Here is a 19,822-nt window from a genome sequence, read left to right on the forward strand (position 1 = left end):
GCATGTAAGTAAGTCGAAGAAGACAAAACAATGACTTAAATTCTAACAACTTTTACTGACCTAGCAGAAAGATATTTTTGACTACACTTTTCTTGGTTTTAAATGTGTCGGTTTAATAAAATGCTATTATTGTCGAACATTTTAACTATTATTTTAATAAGCATAACGGCTTTTGAACAATTATAAAAAAAGCCATTTAACCTGTAATAAAAATATTTTATGAATGAGATGTAAAAACATGTTGAATTTTTCGCTTGGCACTAGAGCTTAAATAAACATGCATGCGACTAAATAAGTCCGCAAGCTCAGAGCTATATCGAGTGACAAAAAAGGGATCATTTATAGCCAATTCAGTTTTATTAGCAGCATTTAGTTCACATAATTGTTGAAGTAACTCGTTGGAAATAAATGATTTTTTAGTTGTTATACGGTCATAAAATACAGGTAGGTCGACCTGACCAAACTGAGCAAAAAAAAGATTTTTGTCACAAGTGCAATAGTGATAAACAATATTTTCTACGTCACGACCAATAACACCTGCTACTTCTTTTCTTTGTGATATATCAAATATATTTTTTAAATTTAACGTTCCGTAAGCCGCGTGATACAGACCTGCGTTTTGCAAAACCTCTGACGCTTTCCAAGCCTTTAAAAGACATCTTGTACCTTCAAGATGATTAATAAGCGTACCATCTGCGTGTTCAAACTCACCGGCACCAAGCTCAATTAAATGCCGAAACTTTTCATCCATTTTTATCTCTTTTTACAAATTACCTAACATTACCCAGAATAATACTTAGTTATGTACTTTACTAGTGCAAGGTCAGCAATCAGAGCAGATCGGCAGGTTTTGTCTGAATTGGCATCTACAAAATATAATATGTTAGGCTCGTTCTTAAATGTGAGTAATAACAAAATCCTCAGCTGAATTAGAATTAATGACGAATAAAAAGATCCAGAAAATAATAAGGTCATCAATTTATAAGCACTTCTGCTAACAAGATAATCGACCGCATACAAAATTTTAATGACAACAATAAATGAAAAAAATGGATAATAAAATGGATAACAAAATGCACGGGAATTTGTATTTAAATGATAACGTGACGCTTAGAAATGACTTTGAAAATCACTCTAAGAAACTCGCCACAATATTACAGAAACAAGGCATTAGACAGAATGACACGATTGCGATTTTAATGCGTAACGATGTTAAATACTTAGAGGTTATTCAAGCCTGTCGCTATTTAGGTTGTTATTTTGTCCCTCTTAACTGGCATTCCGTGCCGACTGAAATTGAACATATCGTGCAAGACTCTGGCTCAAAAATCCTGATTGCACATGTAGATCTAGTTCACCAACTGGCAAAACAAAACCTTCAAAATATAATGATTGCTACATTCCCTACTCCAATTGAAGTAGTTAAAAGTTATCATGTTGATGTAAATTTACAAAGTAGAACAGCTGATATGGCCTTAGATATGGAGTCAGCATTAACAACAGCTAAGCCAATTGATACTAAACCCAAACCCTTTAGGGGTATGTTCGCCTATACCTCTGGCAGCACCGGCAGGCCCAAAGGCATTAAGCGCGACACAAATGACGATAGTGCTGATAGATATGCAGTATATAAGAGTCTCTCACAATCTCTAATGCAACTCACCACGAATGACTGCTTTTATCTTGCGGCGCCTATCTACCATAGTGCCCCCAATACATTGAGCCTTTGCAGTCTTGCCGCATCAGATATTAATATTTATATCTCAACAAAATTTGAACCTGAACATTTTTTGGATGCCATAGACAAATACAAAATCACGCATATTTATATTGTGCCAACCATGATGATACGACTGTTAAAGCTTCCGCAAACTATCCGTGAAAAATATGATTTAAGCTCCCTCAAGTATGCACTTTCCACGGGTTCTGCCTGTCCTACAGATATTAAAAGTGCCATGATAAACTGGTTTGGTCCGATATTTTATGAATCATATGGCGCCAGTGAAATCGGATTTATGACTTTGATATCATCTTCTGAAGCATTACACAAACCAGGCTCTGTAGGAAAAGTAGTTGCAGGTGGCAAGATCAAGATACTGAATGAAAACAGACAAGAATTAGGCCCACACCAATCAGGATTAATTTATATCGACCTACCTATGTTTGGTAAATTTGATTACACCAATTTTGACGGCGATAGCAATGCATTTACTTATCAAAATTATATTTCGGTAGGTGACATTGGGTATCTAGACGAAGATGATTATTTGTTTATTAATGATCGTCAAAAAGACATGATAATTTCAGGTGGCGTAAACATATTTCCCCTCGAAATAGAATCAGTATTGATTCAAATGCATGACATAGTCGATTGCGCTATTTTTGGCGAACCACATCCTGAGTTTGGAGAAGTAGTTGTCGCCGCAGTGCAATGTCGACCCACAACAATTATCACGCTTGAGCAAATACATCAGTTTTTAGATGGTAAATTAGCTCGCTTTAAGTTTCCGAGAAAACTTAATCTTTATTCAAAACTTCCAAGAGAAGACAGTGGCAAGATTTTCAAACAGAGATTGCGAGTACTTTAATTCAGGAGTAACAATGTTTTCCCAGCCTTCACTCAATCTCTTTTCTCTAATAGCTCACTTTATCGATGTCTATGACTTCAACAGACAGCGAAATCGGTGATTGTATTACTTCATAAGTATTATCTAATACTATTTTTGTTAGCGCTTTTTCTGTTGATGGTCCCTGCCATGCAATATTTTTAATGTGACATAAATAAAGGGTGAATTGGATAAGCCTGTTTGATGATGAGTAAATTCGATAGCTCGCGTTTTAATCGACGCTTCTTCAAATAATCCCAACGCCAATACACTGCCGTGAACCACACTCAACAACTCTTAAACAGGTCAATTGTTTTCTAGCATTTTAGAATATTCAATAATACAGTGAAAATAAGAGCCTATCATTTAGGTGAGCCACATGAAATGTGCCACCTTTTTCACCAAACTGTAAATCATGTTAATGCTCAGCATTATAACAAAAAACAATTAGACGCTTGGTCGCCATCACTATCCAATAAAATATTGGGGAATAAAAAGCTTGCAAAGCTCGGATCTGTTGCTGGTGTTAACGAGAAAAAATATTGAGTTATAGTGATTTACAAACAAATGGTTATATTGAACATTTTTTCTGTCATCGTCAGTATCAATGTCAAGAGGGTAGGCGAAGCATTAATGACGCATATTCACATCTTAGCCCAGCAACAAAACATCGCCTATTTAAGTGCTGACGTCAGTATTACTGCCATGACATTTTTTGAAAAAAAAAGGATTTAAAGTAGTAGACAAAAAGCAGTGCCTATTCGAGTGCAACTACTAACGAACTTTAAAGTGGCGAAATTGCTTTTAATCTAAAAAAGTAGTTTTGAGTAAAAATAAATCTCAAATACAGTCAATTCAAAACATAATCGTTAATACCAGTTTTGTTTTCTTCACCGTGATTGCATTCTTGTTTCATGTTCAGCCCTATTTTACTTATGAGTTCGCATAACGACAAACCAGATCAAGACACGGCGAGTGTTTTAAACCATCATTTACACTACTATATGCCCCACCCCACCCCCTAAACCGGAAGCAGATTATAGGTAAACAAGATGAAAAATCATCAAAGCAACAAACTATACAAACGCCCCTAAAATACTGATAAAAAATCATATATTAAGATACCAATAATCCTGTTGTGCTAACTTTATTCTGTTGAGGGCAGTTTTTATAACGTGTACGTATATTTCATTTGCTTGATAAATGTTTGAATTACCATGTTTATTGACGATTTTTCTTGAGTCTAGGCGCTACCTGAGTAAGATTGCGAAAACTGTCAAGCAAACTGCATACATAAATGTAGTAACATTGTGTAGTTTCGACTAAAACCAAAATCATAACGTTTGTTGTCTACTTTACTGCTACATGTCTAAATTTTGTGGGTTAAAATTTGACAATAAACACATGACTATAAGTTAAGACGAATATTGCAAATATAATAAGTAAAATAAGTATGAAGAGTCGAAAGACCTTAAATATTTAAACACAAGTGGAGAGAAGTAGATGGCGCACGCCCCGGTGGCAGACATTTTTGCCGGTAAACATTCAGTTGGTGACCAAGTTACAGTTAAAGGGTGGGTTCGAACTCGCCGTGATTCAAAAGCAGGTTTATCTTTTATTGCTTTACACGATGGTAGTTGTTTTGACCCTATTCAGGTGATTGCAATGAACTCCATTGAAAACTACTCTGACATCCAAAAGCTTACTACAAGTTGTTCACTTGTGGTGACAGGTTCTTTGAAGGAATCACAAGGTAAAGGTCAATCATTAGAGATCGAAGCTTCAACAGTCGACATAATTGGTTGGGTAGAAAATCCTGACACTTATCCTATGGCTCCTAAACGCCATAGTCTTGAATATTTGCGTGAACATGCACATTTGCGTGCTCGAACGAACGTAGGCGGTGCGGTTACACGTGTTCGCAACTGCTTATCTCAGGCCATTCACCGTTTTTTTTATGAACAAGGTTATTGTTGGGTAAGTACCCCAATCTTGACAGGTAGTGATACCGAGGGCGCGGGTGAGATGTTTAGAGTATCTACTTTAGACTTGCAAAATGTTCCCAAAACTCAACTAGGCGAGGTAGATTACAGCCAAGACTTTTTTGGCAAAGAAACATTTCTAACTGTCTCAGGCCAGTTAAATGGCGAAACTTATGCCACTGCCATGTCAAAAATTTATACATTCGGTCCTACTTTCAGAGCTGAAAATTCTAATACTAGCCGACACTTGGCTGAGTTTTGGATGATAGAACCGGAGGTAGCTTTTGCTGATCTAGCCGATATTGCTCAATTGTCTGAAGACTTGTTAAAATACGTATTCAAAGCAGTATTAGCAGAGCGACCAGACGATATGGCCTTTTTTGCTGAGCGTATCAATAAAGAAGCCATATCTCGTTTAGAAAAAGTGATAGACCAAGATTTTGTCCGTATGGATTACACGCAAGCCATTGAGATTTTGCAAAACTGTGGTAAAAAGTTTGAGTTCCCTGTCAGCTGGGGCGTAGATTTATCTTCAGAGCATGAACGTTACTTAGCAGAAGAACATGTTGGCGCACCTATCATCATGCAAAACTACCCCAAAGACATAAAAGCGTTTTACATGCGTATTAATGACGACGGCAAAACAGTGGCTGCTATGGACGTATTAGCACCAGGCATTGGTGAAATTATTGGTGGTTCTCAACGTGAAGAACGTCTTGACGTATTTGACCGTCGTTTAGCAGAAATGAATCTCGACCCTGAAGACTACAGCTGGTATCGCGATTTACGTAAATACGGTACGGTGCCCCACTCTGGTTTTGGCTTAGGCTTTGAACGTTTAGTTGCTTATGTAACGGGTATGCAAAATGTTCGTGACGTCATTGCTTTTCCAAGAACACCGGGAAACGCAAGTTATTAATCATAGGGTGCTGTAAAGCATTGATAAAGCCACTTATAGGTGGCTTTTTTGTTTTATGACGCAGTTTTCCTTTGGCCTTAAAAACAACATACGACCTATAGAGTCATTATATGTCTTGTGAATTTTTTATCACTAATACATCGAATCTAGCCTTTTACCCTAGCTAATCAGAGTACAAGGCAGCATATTTTATAGTTGCGCCGGTGCCTTTATTTTGATTGATTAAAAATCTTACACAACATGTGTCCAAGCCTAAAATATTTACACTGTTAACTAACTTGCTTAATGAAAATACGACATTCTTTATAGCTATCTTAGTATTAAAGACAATAATGTAGGCGATTAAAAACCAATTACATATCATAACCTTCTGTATGACTTTATTGCCCCAGATAAATCTCATAAAATCCCAATACAAACAATAAACCAACTGATATTCCCACCAAAACGTAGGAAACGTTATGATCAATGCGAATTGCAAAAAGCAGCTTTAAAAGTGATATTCCTACAGATTAATATGAAGAGTTTTTTTGGGATGCAGTAGAAATTCATACTGGATTGAAACAGCAATAATTCTATGATGAGTTTAACACCATTATACGCTTTATTGATTGAACAACGATGGACCGATCTTATACTCCAAAAGGCTGGAACACCCCAGATGCGTCTAAAAAAGAAACGGCAGCCTTTCTCAATATTACTTCTTATTCCTTGGAAGATATTCTTAATGAATAAGGGGCGACTAGTTTCAGTAATGGCATCTTCAGGCCAATATTTTGTAATAACAGAGATTCGCAATGTCTACTTTGTATTTCATGACGACATCGCAAAACATCACCTATTTTCAACAACTTTGAATTTTTGATTTAATTACAGTAGGTATCCGCATAAGTATATTTTATATGCGGCTAGTGACCATAATAAAGTGGCCACCGAGATGGACTTATTAATATCTGACATTGTTAAAATTATTGATGATTCACTACGTAAAACGTACTGAAGTGTTTCACCGTCGTTATGCCAAAATGAACTTTGAACAAGAAGATGATGGTCATGGGTGATACTTCTTTGCATGGGGCACGGTTCGCCCTCTTAATTTGTTTTCGATTTAGGTTTTGAAAGTTTAGCCGGTTATGCAACAACTAGGCTGAATGTTCATGACGTTATTAACTTGCCAAGAATAAAACATGAAGCCCCTTTAATTATTAAGGGGGCTTTTTTGTATCTTCAAACAAACCATGATTGATTACTGCATTTGATGCTACTTATTTACTTTATTGAGTGAACCAAACGCTGAACAATCTAAAGCTTAAAATGAGTCCCGCAACAGACATCAACAAAAAAATGACTGATAATATTTTGTATCCCAACCTAACAAACCAATATTTCATCTTGGAAAAAAATGCAAACTTTCTGTCGGGCTTAATAGGAATGTTTTCAAAGGCATTGATCAGAATAAAAAATAACACACTCCATATAAGACCAGCCAAACTGGGTATCAGGTATACCTCTTCAATAAAATGCCCAATATCGAATAAAGAGGAGCAAAACAGGCCAAGAAAAATTAATCCAAACAACATCACAACAGGCCTTAACCATTGGAGTTTGGAAGAGATGAATGACAGTGTTTCAAGCATCATGATAGGCTTCAATTTAGTTTTATTTGGTTAGTTACTATGCTGTATTAACTATACCCACAATTAAATTAAATAAAATAAATAAGAATAATATGATTAATCACATCCAACTGACATTTAAAAATATCTGGTAAGCGTTTTTTAGCGGCTTTAATAATATAGAAACATCATGTTATCTAGACTACAAAATGTTAATACTAAAGCCCTTTATCTACTGAAAAAGACTAGTAACAAAATCGAGAAGTTTTAGCCTCTATATGAAATACATTTAATTAGCGTGATCTCGGACCAACTGATCCATAAAGCGAACACCCCAACCTTGACTGCCTTTTGGCGCGACATCAATATCTGCATCTAACCAGTCTACTCCAGCAATATCTAGATGCACCCACGGTAAATCTTCATCAATAAAAGTAGCCACAACAGCAGCTCCGATACTTGCACCAGGATTACCCGCACCCGAATTTTTAATATCAGCAATGGGTGATTCTATTTGCTTAAAGTGATTAGCATGCAACGGTAAAGGCCATACCATTTCTCCTGAGCGCTCACCAACGTCCATCATTTTTTGGGATAACTCAAAATCTCTGGTAATGACTGCCGCGTATTCATCACTCAGCGCCCTACCAGCAGAGCCTGTTAACGTAGCTATATTTAACAACATTTTAGGTTTATATATTTGCTGTGCGTAATAAACGGCATCAGCTAAGATCAAACGCCCTTCTGCGTCAGTACTGATAACTTCAATACTCACGCCTTTCATCGTTTCTAACACATCTCCAGGGCGAATTGCATCTTGGCTTGGCATGTTTTCAGCCAGTGGCATTAAACCAATCAAATTGATACTTTCACCGCGTTGAGCACTAGCATAAAGGGTACCTGCAACTGCTGCTGCACCTGATAGGTCTGACTTCATAGCCCACATACCAGTATTCTTCTTTAAGCTAATGCCACCTGTATCAAATGTAATCCCTTTTCCAACGAGTGCTAAAGGGGCATCCGATTTTTTTGAACCACGATAATTAATAATTAAGAAACGAGGATCATTAACAGAACCCTGCCCCACACCTTCTAAAGCACCCATTTTCAACTTTTTAATGTCTCGCATATCAAGCACATCAATATCCACATTTTTGATCCCTTTGAATTTAGCTTTCACCACATCAACAAAGGCTTGCGGAAACATGTTTTTACCCGGTTCTGTTGCCAAGTCACGGGTTAAGTGAACACCTTGTGCTATGAATGCCAAATCAGAATGATATAAATTTGCAGCACTATCAGCATTGATATCGACTAGCATCACTTTAGAGGCACCTTGACTCTTTTTTGTTTTATAGCGGTCGAAACTATAATGTCTTAGGTGATAACCGTAAGCGATGTGCGCACTTGGAAATGCTTCGGTCGTTTCCAAACTTTGCACATGCACCGCGATATCTAGCATTTCTTTAGTTGAATTTAATGAGCTAGCTATTTTACCCCCTAAATCTTGTAGCTCTGGGGCACTTAATCCGTCTTCATCATAAGTGCCTACAAGTAATAAAGAATCTGCAGCGCCAATCATTTGCACATGCAATGTTTTACCTTTTTCTGCGGTAAATTTATTAAGCGCTATTAGTTTGCTTAATTGACCCATTGATACTTGGTCTAAAATTTGTGGCATACCATCCAAATCTTTAACGTCGTTGATAAATACCACATGACTTTTTTTATCTATGGAAACTGAAGTGGCAAACTCAAAGGAAGATGTTGCTAAAAGTGGAGTGGTAAAACTCGCCATACCAATTGAAAGAAGTGCTAACCGTGTAAATTTCATTTATTTCATATACCTGTTTATCAAAGCAAACATGATTTTATAGGTTTATAGCTTCAACTTAAATACTGTTAAAGTTACATAAGACATCGTTTTTTCCGATGACAAATAATAAATATTATTGAGTCTTTCTGTAAAATAGTGTCAGATTTAACTTGTTAACTTATTGCTAACTACTTACTTGTAAACTACTTATTAACTACTTTTTAACTACTTATTAACTGTTTTTTATGCCTCTAATAATAAACAATTAGAATCACTATAATGTTATTTGATGACGTTTGAAGTTTGAGGTTTGAGGTTTGAGGTTTGAATAAGGACATGTGTTTTTGTGACTCTTTTAATTCTGCCTGTTGACATCGGCTCCAGCATCAATCCAGATATTAAAAAAGGATTTGCGACACTACCCATAATGGCAGCGCAAAGATGTAAAATATAATAGAAGTTCCAACCATTTTTACAAATAAACGTATTTCCATTTTGACTCCATAACACGTTCTAAATCAGGAGCAATGTGATGGTGGATGCTAATCCAAACAATACAACAGTTACAATATGCTGGTGCGCGCAGGAAACACACATCAGCATATTACGGAAACTGTTAGTATTTAATCTAACGTCGCTTTGCCATCAAGTTTATAAACCTTGCCACCTTTCATCACCATATCTACATTTTGGAGTAAATTAATGTAGCGAAGAACGTCCCCTTTTACTGCAATAATATCAGCGTATTTTCCTTCAGTAACAGTACCTGATTTATCATTAACGTTCATAAGTACAGCTGGCCAGTAAGTTGCAGCTCTGATGGTATCCATCGATGATATATTTAATTCATCAACCCAAAATGCCATTTCATTCCATGTACTCTGGCAATGGAATTTAGTGGGTATACCGCTATCAGTTCCTATTAGCATAACAACACCAGCAGCTCTAAGCTGTTTCACTTTATTTTTAAGCGTAGGTTTACGTAATGGTGTAAGTTGCATGTAATCCAATTGACCCAAGTTCTTTAAAGAGCCTTGAATGTCTTTTACTGTGCTTGGCCGTAACCCTCTATGCCAACATTTATTATCTAATCTTTCAGGATTAGCGACGGTCAAGTCGTAATTCCATAAACCCTCTACCGTGGGGGTCCAATACAAAGGACCACCAGCTACCCGCCCTTTAGCTGTGCGCTCAATGAGTTGCTCGATAATATCATCAGGATAAGCAGGTGCTGTTGTTAAGCCAGTATGCTCAAAATTATCAACTCCAATTTCTAGGCCTCGCCTTATTTCGTCAGGTTTGTGTGAATGCGCGACTACAATAAGGTTTCGTTGATGTGCATGATTAACCACGGCTTGCGCGGTTTCCAAGCTCATCATATCGTGGTCAATAAGTTTTATAATATCAACGCCCGCATCTGCAAGCTGATTCACTTTATTTTTTGCATCTATCGGATTGTCTACTCCCCATCTAAAAGCTTCTGTTCCAGGGTAAGCCTGATGCTGAATGAAGGGGCCTGAGACATATAAACGAGGACCTGGAATTTCACCTTTTTCAATTTTTGTTTTTATATCAACAGACTCTTTTAATGGCGCGCCTAAATCTCTTGCACTAGTGATACCCGCTAACAATAATTGCACAGCACTGGCAGGCATAATTTCAGTACCCAATTTGTCGGCATAAGCTTTATCCCAATGGGAATAGTCAGAATGGCCGTTTAACATTAAATGTGCGTGGCTCTCCCATAATCCGGGTAAAACATCCATTCCTTCAGTTGAAATGATCTGATAGCCATCAGGTACATTAAGCGTTTCTATTGTACCAACCTTTTCAATCATCCCATTTTTAATAAGAATAACACTGTTGGCAATTGGTTGATGTCCAAACCCATCTATCAGCCTACCTCCTACTAAAGCTTTATCCTGAGCAGCTAAAGACAAAGAAATAACAAGTAAACAACAACAAAACATGAGATTAAAAAATAAAGACTTGATAGAGACGTTGCTGGTCATATAACTATTCTAATTAGTAAATGAATGGTACAAAGATAACTGGAAACAAGATAACTGGAAAGCATAAACCCTCAACTCTGCAACTCAAAAGCAATAATATCTGTCTTAAGGATTATTCTGTGAAATGAAATTAAGACATTGAATTGCCGATACAACATTCCCATACATATAAATTATCCATCTATGTTCACCATTAAAATAGTGTAATTGAACGTGTTCGGTTAACTTCGTAGTTACATATTCAACAAGAGAAAATAATAATGAAAACATCTAAACAACTCTTTACTCAAATAACATCAGACGGCCAACTCAGAATATCACTAATTGAACGTGATGTGCCAACGCCTAAGGCTCATGAAGTCATTGTTCGTATTGAAGCAGCTCCTATCAATCCTTCAGATATGTGGCCAATGTTTGGTCCTGCTAATTTAGCTGAGGCCAGTTATGACATTGACAAAAAAGTTATGACGGCGCCGGTACACAAAGGCATATTGCCACGTATAAAGTCACGTTTAGATCAGGTATTACCTATTGGTAACGAAGGTGCTGGTGTTGTAGTTGCAGCTGGCGAGCATCCTGCTGCACAGGCTTTATTGGGCAAAACAGTGGGTGTGTTATCAGGAGCTGTATACAGCGAATATTGTTGTGTGCCGATGCAAGCATGTATTGTGCATAATGAAGGCACCACAGCAAAAGATGCAGCATCATCATTTGTGAACCCACTAACTGCATTGGGTATGGTTGAGACAATGCGTATGGAAGGACATTCTGGTTTAGTTCATACCGCCGCCGCTTCAGCATTGGGTCAAATGCTTAATAAAATTTGCTTGGCAGAAAACGTACCATTAGTAAATGTTGTACGAAACCAACAACAAACTGACATACTTAAAGACATTGGCGCTAAACATATTTGTGATTCTTCTAGTCCCACCTTTAAGGCTGATTTATATAAAGCAATTAATGAAACAGGTGCCACTCTTGCTTTCGATGCTATTGGTGGCGGCGATTTAGTCAGTGATATACTAACTGCAATGGAAGCAGTAGGCAGTAAAGACGCGGTTGGTTTTAACACTTACGGTTCAGATGCAAACAAACAAGTATATATTTATGGAGGTTTAGATTTTTCTCCTACCTTGCTCAACCGTGCTTACGGTATGACATGGGGAATCGGCGGTTGGCTTCTTATGCGCTTCTTGGGCAAATTAGCCCCTGCTCAAGTTGCTGAGCTACACAAAAAAGTAGCAAATGAAATCAATACTACGTTTGCTTCTGCTTTTACTGAGGAGCTGAGCCTAGAAGAGGCGATGCAGCCTGAAACTGTTCACAAATACAATGCTAAAAAGACGGGTGAAAAATATTTAATTACCCCGTCAAAAGCTTAAAAATAAACGGGCGCATAAAGCGCCCTTTTATTAAAGCTAATTAAATTATTTTAACTTACGTTTACCATATACGGATACGATCTTCAGGCGCTAGATAAAGAGCATCTTCAGGTTGTATGTTAAAGGCATCATACCAAGCGTCGTGATTCCGTGGTGCCAACGTACGATAGCGGCCAGGAGCATGAGTACCCCCTTTTAATTGTGACAACATGCTTTGCTCAGTTCGTTTTTCACGCCATACTTGCGCCCAAGCTAAAAAGAAACGTTGATCACCCGTAATACCATCAATAACTGGGGCTTCTTCACCGTTTAAACTAAGTTTATAAGCATGATAAGCCATAGACAAGCCACCAACATCACCGATGTTTTCACCCAAGCTATTGCGACCATTAACAAAGTTACCTTCAATTGGCTCATAGGCATCGTATTGTGCAGCTAATGCGTCAGCTTTAATGTCAAATGCTGCTCTGTCTTGATCAGTCCACCAGTTTTGTTGAATTCCATTAGCATCTGATTTAGAACCTTGGTCATCAAAACCATGCCCCATTTCATGGCCAATTACTGCACCTATACCGCCATAGTTGACGGCCGCATCTGCGTTTGGATCGAAGAACGGTGGCTGTAAAATTGCTGCTGGGAAAACGATTTCGTTAAAGGAACTGTTGTAATAAGCATTCACTCGTTGTGGTGCCATTCCCCATCGGTTACGGTCGGTTTTCTGTAATTCTTTAGTAATACTGTCTTCGCGAAAAAACACACGCATACGCACCATATTTCCCAACAGGTCGTCTGCTTTTATCTCTAAACCTTCAAAACTTTGCCATTCATCTGGATAACCAATTTTGGGAACAAAAGCAGCAAGCTTAGCTTGAGCATTAACCTTAGTGTCTGCCCCCATCCAATCTAAATCTTCGATACGATCTGCGAGCGCTTTTCGTAAGTTTTTAACTAACTCAGCCATTTGTGATTTTGAACTTGCAGGGAAATGTTTATCAACATATGTTTTGCCGATGACAAAACCGAGAGACTGAGTACCGGACATATCAGATATAGCTCGCTTCCAACGTGGACGCGGCTCTTGCTGGCCATTTAAGATTTTACCAAAAAACGCGAAGTTAGCGGTAAAAACATCATCAGACAAAAATGACGCATGGTTAGAAACCGTATGATAAGTCATGTAGTCTTTCCATACTTCAAGCGGTTGCTCACTTATGACTTTAATCACGTCTTTGACAGGCTGAGGTTGCGATATATTTAGGTGAGGTATTTTATAACCAGTTTCAGCAAAATAAGAGTCCCAATTAAATCCCGGGTAGGTATCAGTGAGGTTTTCACGTTCTATTTGATTAAGTGAAAGGTCACGATTACGACGTTTTTCACGAGGCCATTGTACTTCAGCTATTTTGGTTTCTAGCTCGAGTACCTGCTGGGCCTTTTCAGCGGCATTTTCAACATTGGTAAAACTTAATATTTGTGCAATATGCTCCACGTAGGCGTTACGAATGTCTATGAAACGCTCTGAATCTTCAAGGTAATAAGAGCGGTCAGGCAAACCTAATCCACCTACTCCTACAGACATTTCATATTGATCTGGGTCTAGGCGGTTAAACCACAGACCTCCACTAATAGGGCTAATTGAACCATCTAACCATGCAGAACCAAAAGCAGCAGTCAAAGCTTGTTTATTTTTTATATTATTAATTTTTTCTAATATCGAGGCAATAGGCGTGAGGCCTTTTGCATTAGCAGCATCTGTGTCCATGTAAGCAGTATAAAAATTTGCAACCATCTGCTGCTCAGGATTTAAATTTGTGCTTTGAACTATTTCTTCTACTAACGCTTTAATTTGTGCCTCGCTGCGTTCTGCTAACTTATCAAATGCACCAAAACGAGTTTTATCACTGGGCATTTCAAAGTTTTTATACCAAGTACCGCCAGCATATTTAAAAAAGTCATCACCCGGCTTAACCGATTCATCTCTAGCATCAAGTTCAATACCGAAACTACCCAACTCAGCAGATTTTTTAATCGTGTCTTCACTAGGCGTTTCATCGGCCATATTAGTTTGTTGTTGCTCAATCTGTTTGCTGCATGCGCTCAGTAAAAATACTGAAGCAATAGCGGCACTTGTTAGTGTTCTTGTTAATGTTCTTCTAAGTGTTCTTCTCATTATCTTCTTCATTAATGTTCCAACTATTGTCATATTATGTAAAACAAGATTGACGGTCTTGGATATTCAAGAACCATATGTCACTTATTTAAAAGATAAATAAATCCTATTGCAACTCTAATATGTAAATGAATTTGTCTGTTGGGTCTATTCCGTGGTTAAACTATGTATCTCGATCAAGAAATTTGTATCTGTTACAACTTAGCTTTAAACGTCATAATAAATTTAAGCCATGAGGAGCCAAAATGAACAAGCTGCAAGATGAATTGCTTGAACAACAAAATACTAAAGAGCTGCTTACACAAGCTCAAAAAAGTGCGTTTGAATACATTGACAACATCCCAAGACAGCGAGTATTCCCAAATGAAAAAAGCCTTGGGAAACTGTCTGTTTTTGACGAACCACTGCCTATGGAAACGAGTGATCCAGCTTTATTACTAGAGCTACTTAGCGAGGTAGGTTCAGTCAATACGGTTGCCCAAACTGGAGGGCGTTATTTTGGGTTTGTAAACGGTAATGCCCTGCCTGTTACTTTAGCCACTAAGTGGTTGTCGGACGTGTGGGATCAAAATACAGCTTTATATGTGATGTCACCCATAGCCTCTAAGTTAGAAAGTGTTTGTCAACGTTGGCTTAATCAACTATTTTCTCTACCTGAGCAAACCGCGGCAGGGTTTGTCAGCGGCACGTCAATTGCAACTTTATCAGGGCTCGCGGCAGCAAGATTTCGCCAGCTACAAACCTTAGGCTGGGATGTTAACCAGCAAGGCTTATTTGGTGCACCAAAAATTCGTTTAATATTAGGTAAACAAACACACGGCACCGTAGCTAAATCTATCAGTTTGTTGGGCTTTGGACAGGCATCAATCGAGTGGGTAGATTGTGATAACCAAGGTCGGATGATAGTCGAAAAAATGCCCGAATTAGACCAAAGTTGCATTTTGGTGTTACAAGCAGGCAACGTAAATTCAGGTGCCTTTGATGACTTTACCAAGCTTTGTCAGCTGGCAAACAAAGCACAAGCTTGGGTGCACATAGATGGCGCATTTGGATTGTGGGCTAAAGCATCCAGTATGTTTGATGAACAAACCAAAGGCATGGAGTTAGCTGATTCATGGTCAGTAGATGCTCACAAAACACTGAACACTCCCTATGATTGTGGCATTGTGTTGTGCAAAGATACTGAGGCTTTAACCAGCGCCTTACACCAGCAAGGCAGTTATATTCAGCTCAGCGAGCAACGCGATGGATTGTTGTATACCCCTGAAATGTCAAAACGTGCCCGAGCCATCGAACTTTGGGCAGCCATGAAATATTTAGGCCGTAATGGCATAGCTGAATTGATAGAACAGCTGCATAAACGTGCAATTTTTTTCGCACGTTTATTAGCCGATAATCGTTTTATAATATTAAATGAAGTTGTCTTTAATCAAATCATCATTAGCTGTGAAACAGAGCAACTGACTCAAAAAACATTATATTTAGTGCAACAATCAGGCGAATGTTGGTGTGGTGGATCGACTTGGAACAAGAAAAGTGTGATACGTATTAGCCTTTGTTCTTGGGCAACAACCGAGCAAGATATACGGCGCTCAGTAGACGCATTTTTAAAAGCACGAAGCCAAGCGTTAGAAATATAACACCTAAAATTCCATGTTAACTATTTAATATAACTGCATTTTGCGCAAAATTAATGTTTAATAATGTTTCAAAAATTGATTGCATCAACATTACAGAGCGAAACAATTAAAACAATCACTATAAATTCGAAGTCACACACTATGTTATGCCATGAGTGTGACTATCGAGTTAAATTGCCTTTATTAACCCACAAGCAATCGGCTGTGTGTCCACGATGTGGTTTGCAGTTAACTGTTTATCATCATAATGCTTCGCAACGCATAATCGCTATGGCGATCACTTCACTTATATTTTTGATCGCATCCCTGCCGTTTAAATTTCTGTCATTTAGCGCTAGTGGTCAATATCAATCGATCGATATGCTCGGTAGCCTTTGGATTTTAGTTGAAAAAGACTATGCGTTGCTTGCGTTAGTTCAGGTGACAGCGGTGTTAATACTTCCGGCATTTGTGTTGATTGGTTTATTATATTTGTTAGTACCCCTAAGCTTGGGTCTACGCCCAAAAAAAGCCAGGTTAGTGATAAAAACCTTATTTATGTTACTTCCTTGGACCATGGCTGAAATCTTTTTGATTGGTGTATTGGTGAGCTTAATTAAAATTATTTCAATGGCAGATATTGGGTTAGGTTTATCATTCTACGCTTACTTACTTTTCACCGTATCCATGACGTTAACATTATTATATGTGGACAAATATCAACTCAATCTGTTGTTCGATGATGAAATACAAGAAGAACATAGACCGATTAACCCCAATCATAGCATTCAAACAACTTGGGCATTATTGTTCACCTCAGTATTGTTGTATATCCCAGCAAATATTTTACCAATAATGCATACCAATGTTTTAGGCACTGAGCAGCCCAGCACTATTTTAGGTGGTATTGTATTACTCTGGAAAATGGGATCATATCCAATTGCCATCATTATTTTTATTGCTAGTTTATTTGTTCCTGCGGCAAAAATTATTATCTTATTTTGGTTAAATTATTCAGTTCAAGCCAGACATCAACATGCGAGTAGTGAAAGAATTTTTTGGTACCGTGTCACTGAGTTTGTGGGCCGCTGGTCGATGATTGATGTTTTTGTGGTGGCGATCCTAGTTAGCTTAATCCAATTAGGAAACATTATGAATATACTACCAGGCCATGCAGCGCTGGCATTTTGTGGCATGGTAGTTTGCACTATGCTTGCAGCTATGTCTTTTGACTCAAGACTCATATGGTATCAACCAGAAAATCTAAAAGTTGGAGAAAAAACAGTATGAGCCAGGAGCCCCAGCAAGCGACACTTCCTGAAGAAGCCTTAGTAAAACCTGTCAGAACAGTGTCAAAAATTTGGATAGTACCGACCGTTGCCTTCTTTATTGGTCTATGGATGGTGTATTACCAATGGAGCAACCAAGGCCCGCTTATCACGATTGAATTCAAAACGGCAACTGGGCTCGAAGCAGGAAAAACGAAGATAAAAACTCGTGATGTAGATATAGGATTAGTCAAAGATATAAAGCTTACCGAAGACTTAAGCGGTGTGTTAGTCACTGTCAGAATGGATAAAAAGGTTGCGCCAATTCTTCATTCTGACAATCAATTTTGGATTGTTTCACCGAGGGTATCACTTAGTGGTGTATCGGGTTTAGGTACTATTTTATCGGGCCCTTACATCAATATGGCACCTGGATGGGAACAGCAAATGAGTGAAGATTTTATTGCTCTTGTAGCCCCACCAGTAACGCCAGCTGGCACACCAGGTTTACATGTCACGCTAAACAGTAACAGCGAATTTACTTATAAAAAAGGCGATCCGGTCGTTTATAAAGGCATCAAAGTAGGTGAATTTGAAGATATCTATTTTAACTTCGATGAACGAGTGGTTTATTATAATACGTTTATTGAAGCTCCCTATCATAAGCTTATTACTGACAACACCAAGTTTTGGGATATCAGTGGTGTTCAAATGAAACTAGGTGCCAGCGGTGTAACAGTCAACACCGGCAGCTTAGAAACCCTACTCACGAACGGGGTCACATTTGGTATACCAGAAGGAATGCCCGTGGGCAAAACGATTAACGAACGTAGTTTTTTTGATATCCATCCCTCTTACGAGTTGGCATCAGAAGAACGTTATAAATTGAGTGCCCAATACGTCATCCTAGTCAAAGATACCATCCGTGGTTTACAGGTCGGTGCGCCGGTAGAATACAGAGGGTTGATGGTAGGTAAGGTGATATCAATTAACTCTTTGGATAACAACCAAGATCACTTACTCAGGCAAGGCTATGACATACCAGTGGTCATCAGCATTCAACCCGGCAGAGTGCGACAACCAGACGATGCAATTGGCTTAGAATTTGTTCGCAAACAAACCACTCTTTGGATTGAGCAAGGTCTGCGTGCAACATTAAAAACAGGTAATCTTTTAACCGGCGCCTTGTTTGTTGACTTGCAGCATTATCCTGACGCGCCCACTTTTGAATCTCAAAGTTTGCTAGGCTTTGAGGTTGTTCCCACCATGACAGGAGAATTCTCGGAAATCACCGCTAAGGTTACTGCTATATTAGACAACATTAACGAAATCAAACTAAAAGCTATTTCTGATAACGCTAATAATACGTTGTCACAAATAGCGCAGGCAGCAGAAGCACTTCAAGACACAGCAAACTCTGCCGAACGTCTACTAACCGCTGTGCATGAAGACAAAGTCAGCAATGCGTTGACTCAAACCCTTGAAAATTTATCCACTTTAAGCAAAGATTTCTCAGCCGATTCTGAGACTTACAAAGAGGTCAATCGCACCATGCAGTCATTGCAAAGCACACTAAAGGATTTACAGCCTTTACTGTTACAGCTCAATAGCACACCCAATAGTTTCATTTTTACTGATGGCAATGGTCCAAGATTGGTCCCCAAGGCTAAAGTAAACCTTGATGAAGGAGCGCAAAATTAATATGAAAACAGTAATGATTTGTTTATGCATGGCGTTATTGAGTAGCTGCACGTCTAAACCACTAAGTGTGCACTATTACTTATTACATACTCCAGATAATAACGTGTCGCATCCAGTTGATGAGTCAAAACCTACCGTTGTTTTGCAGTTAATCAATGTTGCAGACTATTTACAACAATCAAGCCTAGTTATGCAGATTGGCCAACATGAACTTCATTACTCGCACCAAGACGTGTGGGCTGAAAAATTACAAGCCTCATTTTACAATGCCTTGTTAAAAGATTTGAATGTTGCTGGCCAACGCAACTACGTTGCTTCATCGTCACCCAATGTGTCGCTTGCTGTGACTTCCGTTGCTATCACACTAGAGCATTTCCATGCCACCGATGTATCGACTGTTGTAAGTTCTGGGCAATATTGGTTGTCAGAAAACATGACTTCAACCAATCAAAGAAAAAGCGTCGTGGCATCGAGTCATTCATTCTTTTTTGAATCAGAATTAAAGCAGGATGGATATTCTCATGCTGTTAAACAATTAAGGACATTGATTACCCGCTTGGCAAAACAAATTGAAACGGATATTGCGGCTCCGCCGAATAATTAGAGAATGTTTATGAATGTTAAAAAACTGATTTATAATTATTTAAGTAATGGTGTGGTGCAGTCCAGTAATTCAGAGTTAAACCGACAGATCCTTGTTGCTAATTTATTTGGTTTTATTGGTTATACTA

The 19,822-nt window shown here is 38.3% G+C and carries 13 protein-coding genes; 7 read left to right on the plus strand and 6 right to left on the minus strand.

The window, feature by feature from the left end:
* Positions 1 to 217 precede the first annotated feature (217 nt).
* Positions 218 to 751 (minus strand): DUF6817 domain-containing protein, encoded by a 534-nt coding sequence (locus tag QZ562_RS11775; protein ID WP_293760148.1) that lies wholly within the window; start codon positions 749 to 751, stop codon positions 218 to 220.
* Between the two features lie 322 nt (positions 752 to 1,073).
* On the opposite strand from QZ562_RS11775, the gene QZ562_RS11780 reads away from it, so the two are divergent.
* Entirely contained in the window at positions 1,074 to 2,588 is a 1,515-nt protein-coding gene (locus QZ562_RS11780; protein ID WP_293760170.1) for an AMP-binding protein, read from the plus strand.
* 138 nt (positions 2,589 to 2,726) lie between these two features.
* Here the strand turns inward: QZ562_RS11780 and QZ562_RS11785 are convergent, their stop codons facing one another.
* Positions 2,727 to 2,891: a hypothetical protein gene (locus QZ562_RS11785; protein WP_293760150.1), complete on the minus strand. Its 165-nt coding sequence runs from the start codon at positions 2,889 to 2,891 to the stop codon at positions 2,727 to 2,729.
* A gap of 1,218 nt (positions 2,892 to 4,109) precedes the next feature.
* Between QZ562_RS11785 and asnS the strand changes: the two genes are divergently transcribed.
* The gene (asnS, locus tag QZ562_RS11790) at positions 4,110 to 5,507 is read left to right on the plus strand and encodes an asparagine--tRNA ligase (protein WP_293760152.1); all 1,398 of its coding nucleotides are present in this window, start codon (positions 4,110 to 4,112) and stop codon (positions 5,505 to 5,507) included.
* Between the two features lie 1,274 nt (positions 5,508 to 6,781).
* Here asnS and QZ562_RS11795 read toward each other — a convergent pair.
* The 3 genes from QZ562_RS11795 to QZ562_RS11805 all read right to left on the minus strand — a co-directional run bounded on the left by QZ562_RS11795 (position 6,782) and on the right by QZ562_RS11805 (position 10,951).
* Positions 6,782 to 7,147, minus strand: a complete 366-nt coding sequence (locus QZ562_RS11795; protein WP_293760154.1) for a hypothetical protein — start codon at positions 7,145 to 7,147, stop codon at positions 6,782 to 6,784.
* Positions 7,148 to 7,412: 265 nt separating this feature from the next.
* A complete protein-coding gene (locus QZ562_RS11800; protein ID WP_293760156.1) occupies positions 7,413 to 8,957 on the minus strand; it encodes a leucyl aminopeptidase family protein in 1,545 nt (514 codons plus the stop codon).
* 605 nt (positions 8,958 to 9,562) lie between these two features.
* Positions 9,563 to 10,951: an amidohydrolase family protein gene (locus tag QZ562_RS11805; protein ID WP_293760158.1), complete on the minus strand. Its 1,389-nt coding sequence runs from the start codon at positions 10,949 to 10,951 to the stop codon at positions 9,563 to 9,565.
* Positions 10,952 to 11,211: 260 nt separating this feature from the next.
* Between QZ562_RS11805 and QZ562_RS11810 the strand changes: the two genes are divergently transcribed.
* Positions 11,212 to 12,333 (plus strand): zinc-binding dehydrogenase, encoded by a 1,122-nt coding sequence (locus tag QZ562_RS11810; RefSeq protein ID WP_293760160.1) that lies wholly within the window; start codon positions 11,212 to 11,214, stop codon positions 12,331 to 12,333.
* 61 nt (positions 12,334 to 12,394) lie between these two features.
* On the opposite strand, the gene QZ562_RS11815 is transcribed toward QZ562_RS11810, so the two are convergent.
* A complete protein-coding gene (locus QZ562_RS11815) occupies positions 12,395 to 14,515 on the minus strand; it encodes a M13 family metallopeptidase (protein ID WP_293760162.1) in 2,121 nt (706 codons plus the stop codon).
* Positions 14,516 to 14,748: 233 nt separating this feature from the next.
* Between QZ562_RS11815 and QZ562_RS11820 the strand changes: the two genes are divergently transcribed.
* The 4 genes from QZ562_RS11820 to QZ562_RS11835 all read left to right on the plus strand — a co-directional run bounded on the left by QZ562_RS11820 (position 14,749) and on the right by QZ562_RS11835 (position 19,695).
* Positions 14,749 to 16,143: an aminotransferase class V-fold PLP-dependent enzyme gene (locus QZ562_RS11820; RefSeq protein ID WP_293760164.1), complete on the plus strand. Its 1,395-nt coding sequence runs from the start codon at positions 14,749 to 14,751 to the stop codon at positions 16,141 to 16,143.
* Between the two features lie 174 nt (positions 16,144 to 16,317).
* The gene (locus tag QZ562_RS11825) at positions 16,318 to 17,412 is read left to right on the plus strand and encodes a paraquat-inducible protein A (protein WP_363315354.1); all 1,095 of its coding nucleotides are present in this window, start codon (positions 16,318 to 16,320) and stop codon (positions 17,410 to 17,412) included.
* Positions 17,409 to 19,091 (plus strand): intermembrane transport protein PqiB, encoded by a 1,683-nt coding sequence (gene pqiB, locus QZ562_RS11830; protein WP_293760166.1) that lies wholly within the window; start codon positions 17,409 to 17,411, stop codon positions 19,089 to 19,091. The genes QZ562_RS11825 and pqiB overlap by 4 nt, the downstream gene beginning before the upstream one ends.
* Position 19,092: 1 nt before the next feature.
* Positions 19,093 to 19,695: an ABC-type transport auxiliary lipoprotein family protein gene (locus QZ562_RS11835; protein WP_293760168.1), complete on the plus strand. Its 603-nt coding sequence runs from the start codon at positions 19,093 to 19,095 to the stop codon at positions 19,693 to 19,695.
* Positions 19,696 to 19,822 lie beyond the last annotated feature (127 nt).

Origin of the sequence: uncultured Paraglaciecola sp. (assembly GCF_913058035.1) — a bacterium.
GTDB lineage: Bacteria > Pseudomonadota > Gammaproteobacteria > Enterobacterales > Alteromonadaceae > Paraglaciecola.

Bases quoted from the DNA above. Each gene is read 5' to 3' on its own strand.
- asnS (WP_293760152.1), top strand. From the start codon at position 4,110: ATGGCGCACGCCCCGGTGGCAGACATTTTTGCCGGTAAACATTCAGTT.
- pqiB (WP_293760166.1), top strand. From the start codon at position 17,409: ATGAGCCAGGAGCCCCAGCAAGCGACACTTCCTGAAGAAGCCTTAGTA.
- QZ562_RS11795 (WP_293760154.1), bottom strand. From the start codon at position 7,147: ATGATGCTTGAAACACTGTCATTCATCTCTTCCAAACTCCAATGGTTA.
- QZ562_RS11820 (WP_293760164.1), top strand. From the start codon at position 14,749: ATGAACAAGCTGCAAGATGAATTGCTTGAACAACAAAATACTAAAGAG.
- QZ562_RS11780 (WP_293760170.1), top strand. From the start codon at position 1,074: ATGCACGGGAATTTGTATTTAAATGATAACGTGACGCTTAGAAATGAC.
- QZ562_RS11810 (WP_293760160.1), top strand. From the start codon at position 11,212: ATGAAAACATCTAAACAACTCTTTACTCAAATAACATCAGACGGCCAA.
- QZ562_RS11800 (WP_293760156.1), bottom strand. From the start codon at position 8,957: ATGAAATTTACACGGTTAGCACTTCTTTCAATTGGTATGGCGAGTTTT.
- QZ562_RS11835 (WP_293760168.1), top strand. From the start codon at position 19,093: ATGAAAACAGTAATGATTTGTTTATGCATGGCGTTATTGAGTAGCTGC.
- QZ562_RS11805 (WP_293760158.1), bottom strand. From the start codon at position 10,951: ATGACCAGCAACGTCTCTATCAAGTCTTTATTTTTTAATCTCATGTTT.
- QZ562_RS11775 (WP_293760148.1), bottom strand. From the start codon at position 751: ATGGATGAAAAGTTTCGGCATTTAATTGAGCTTGGTGCCGGTGAGTTT.
- QZ562_RS11815 (WP_293760162.1), bottom strand. From the start codon at position 14,515: ATGAAGAAGATAATGAGAAGAACACTTAGAAGAACATTAACAAGAACA.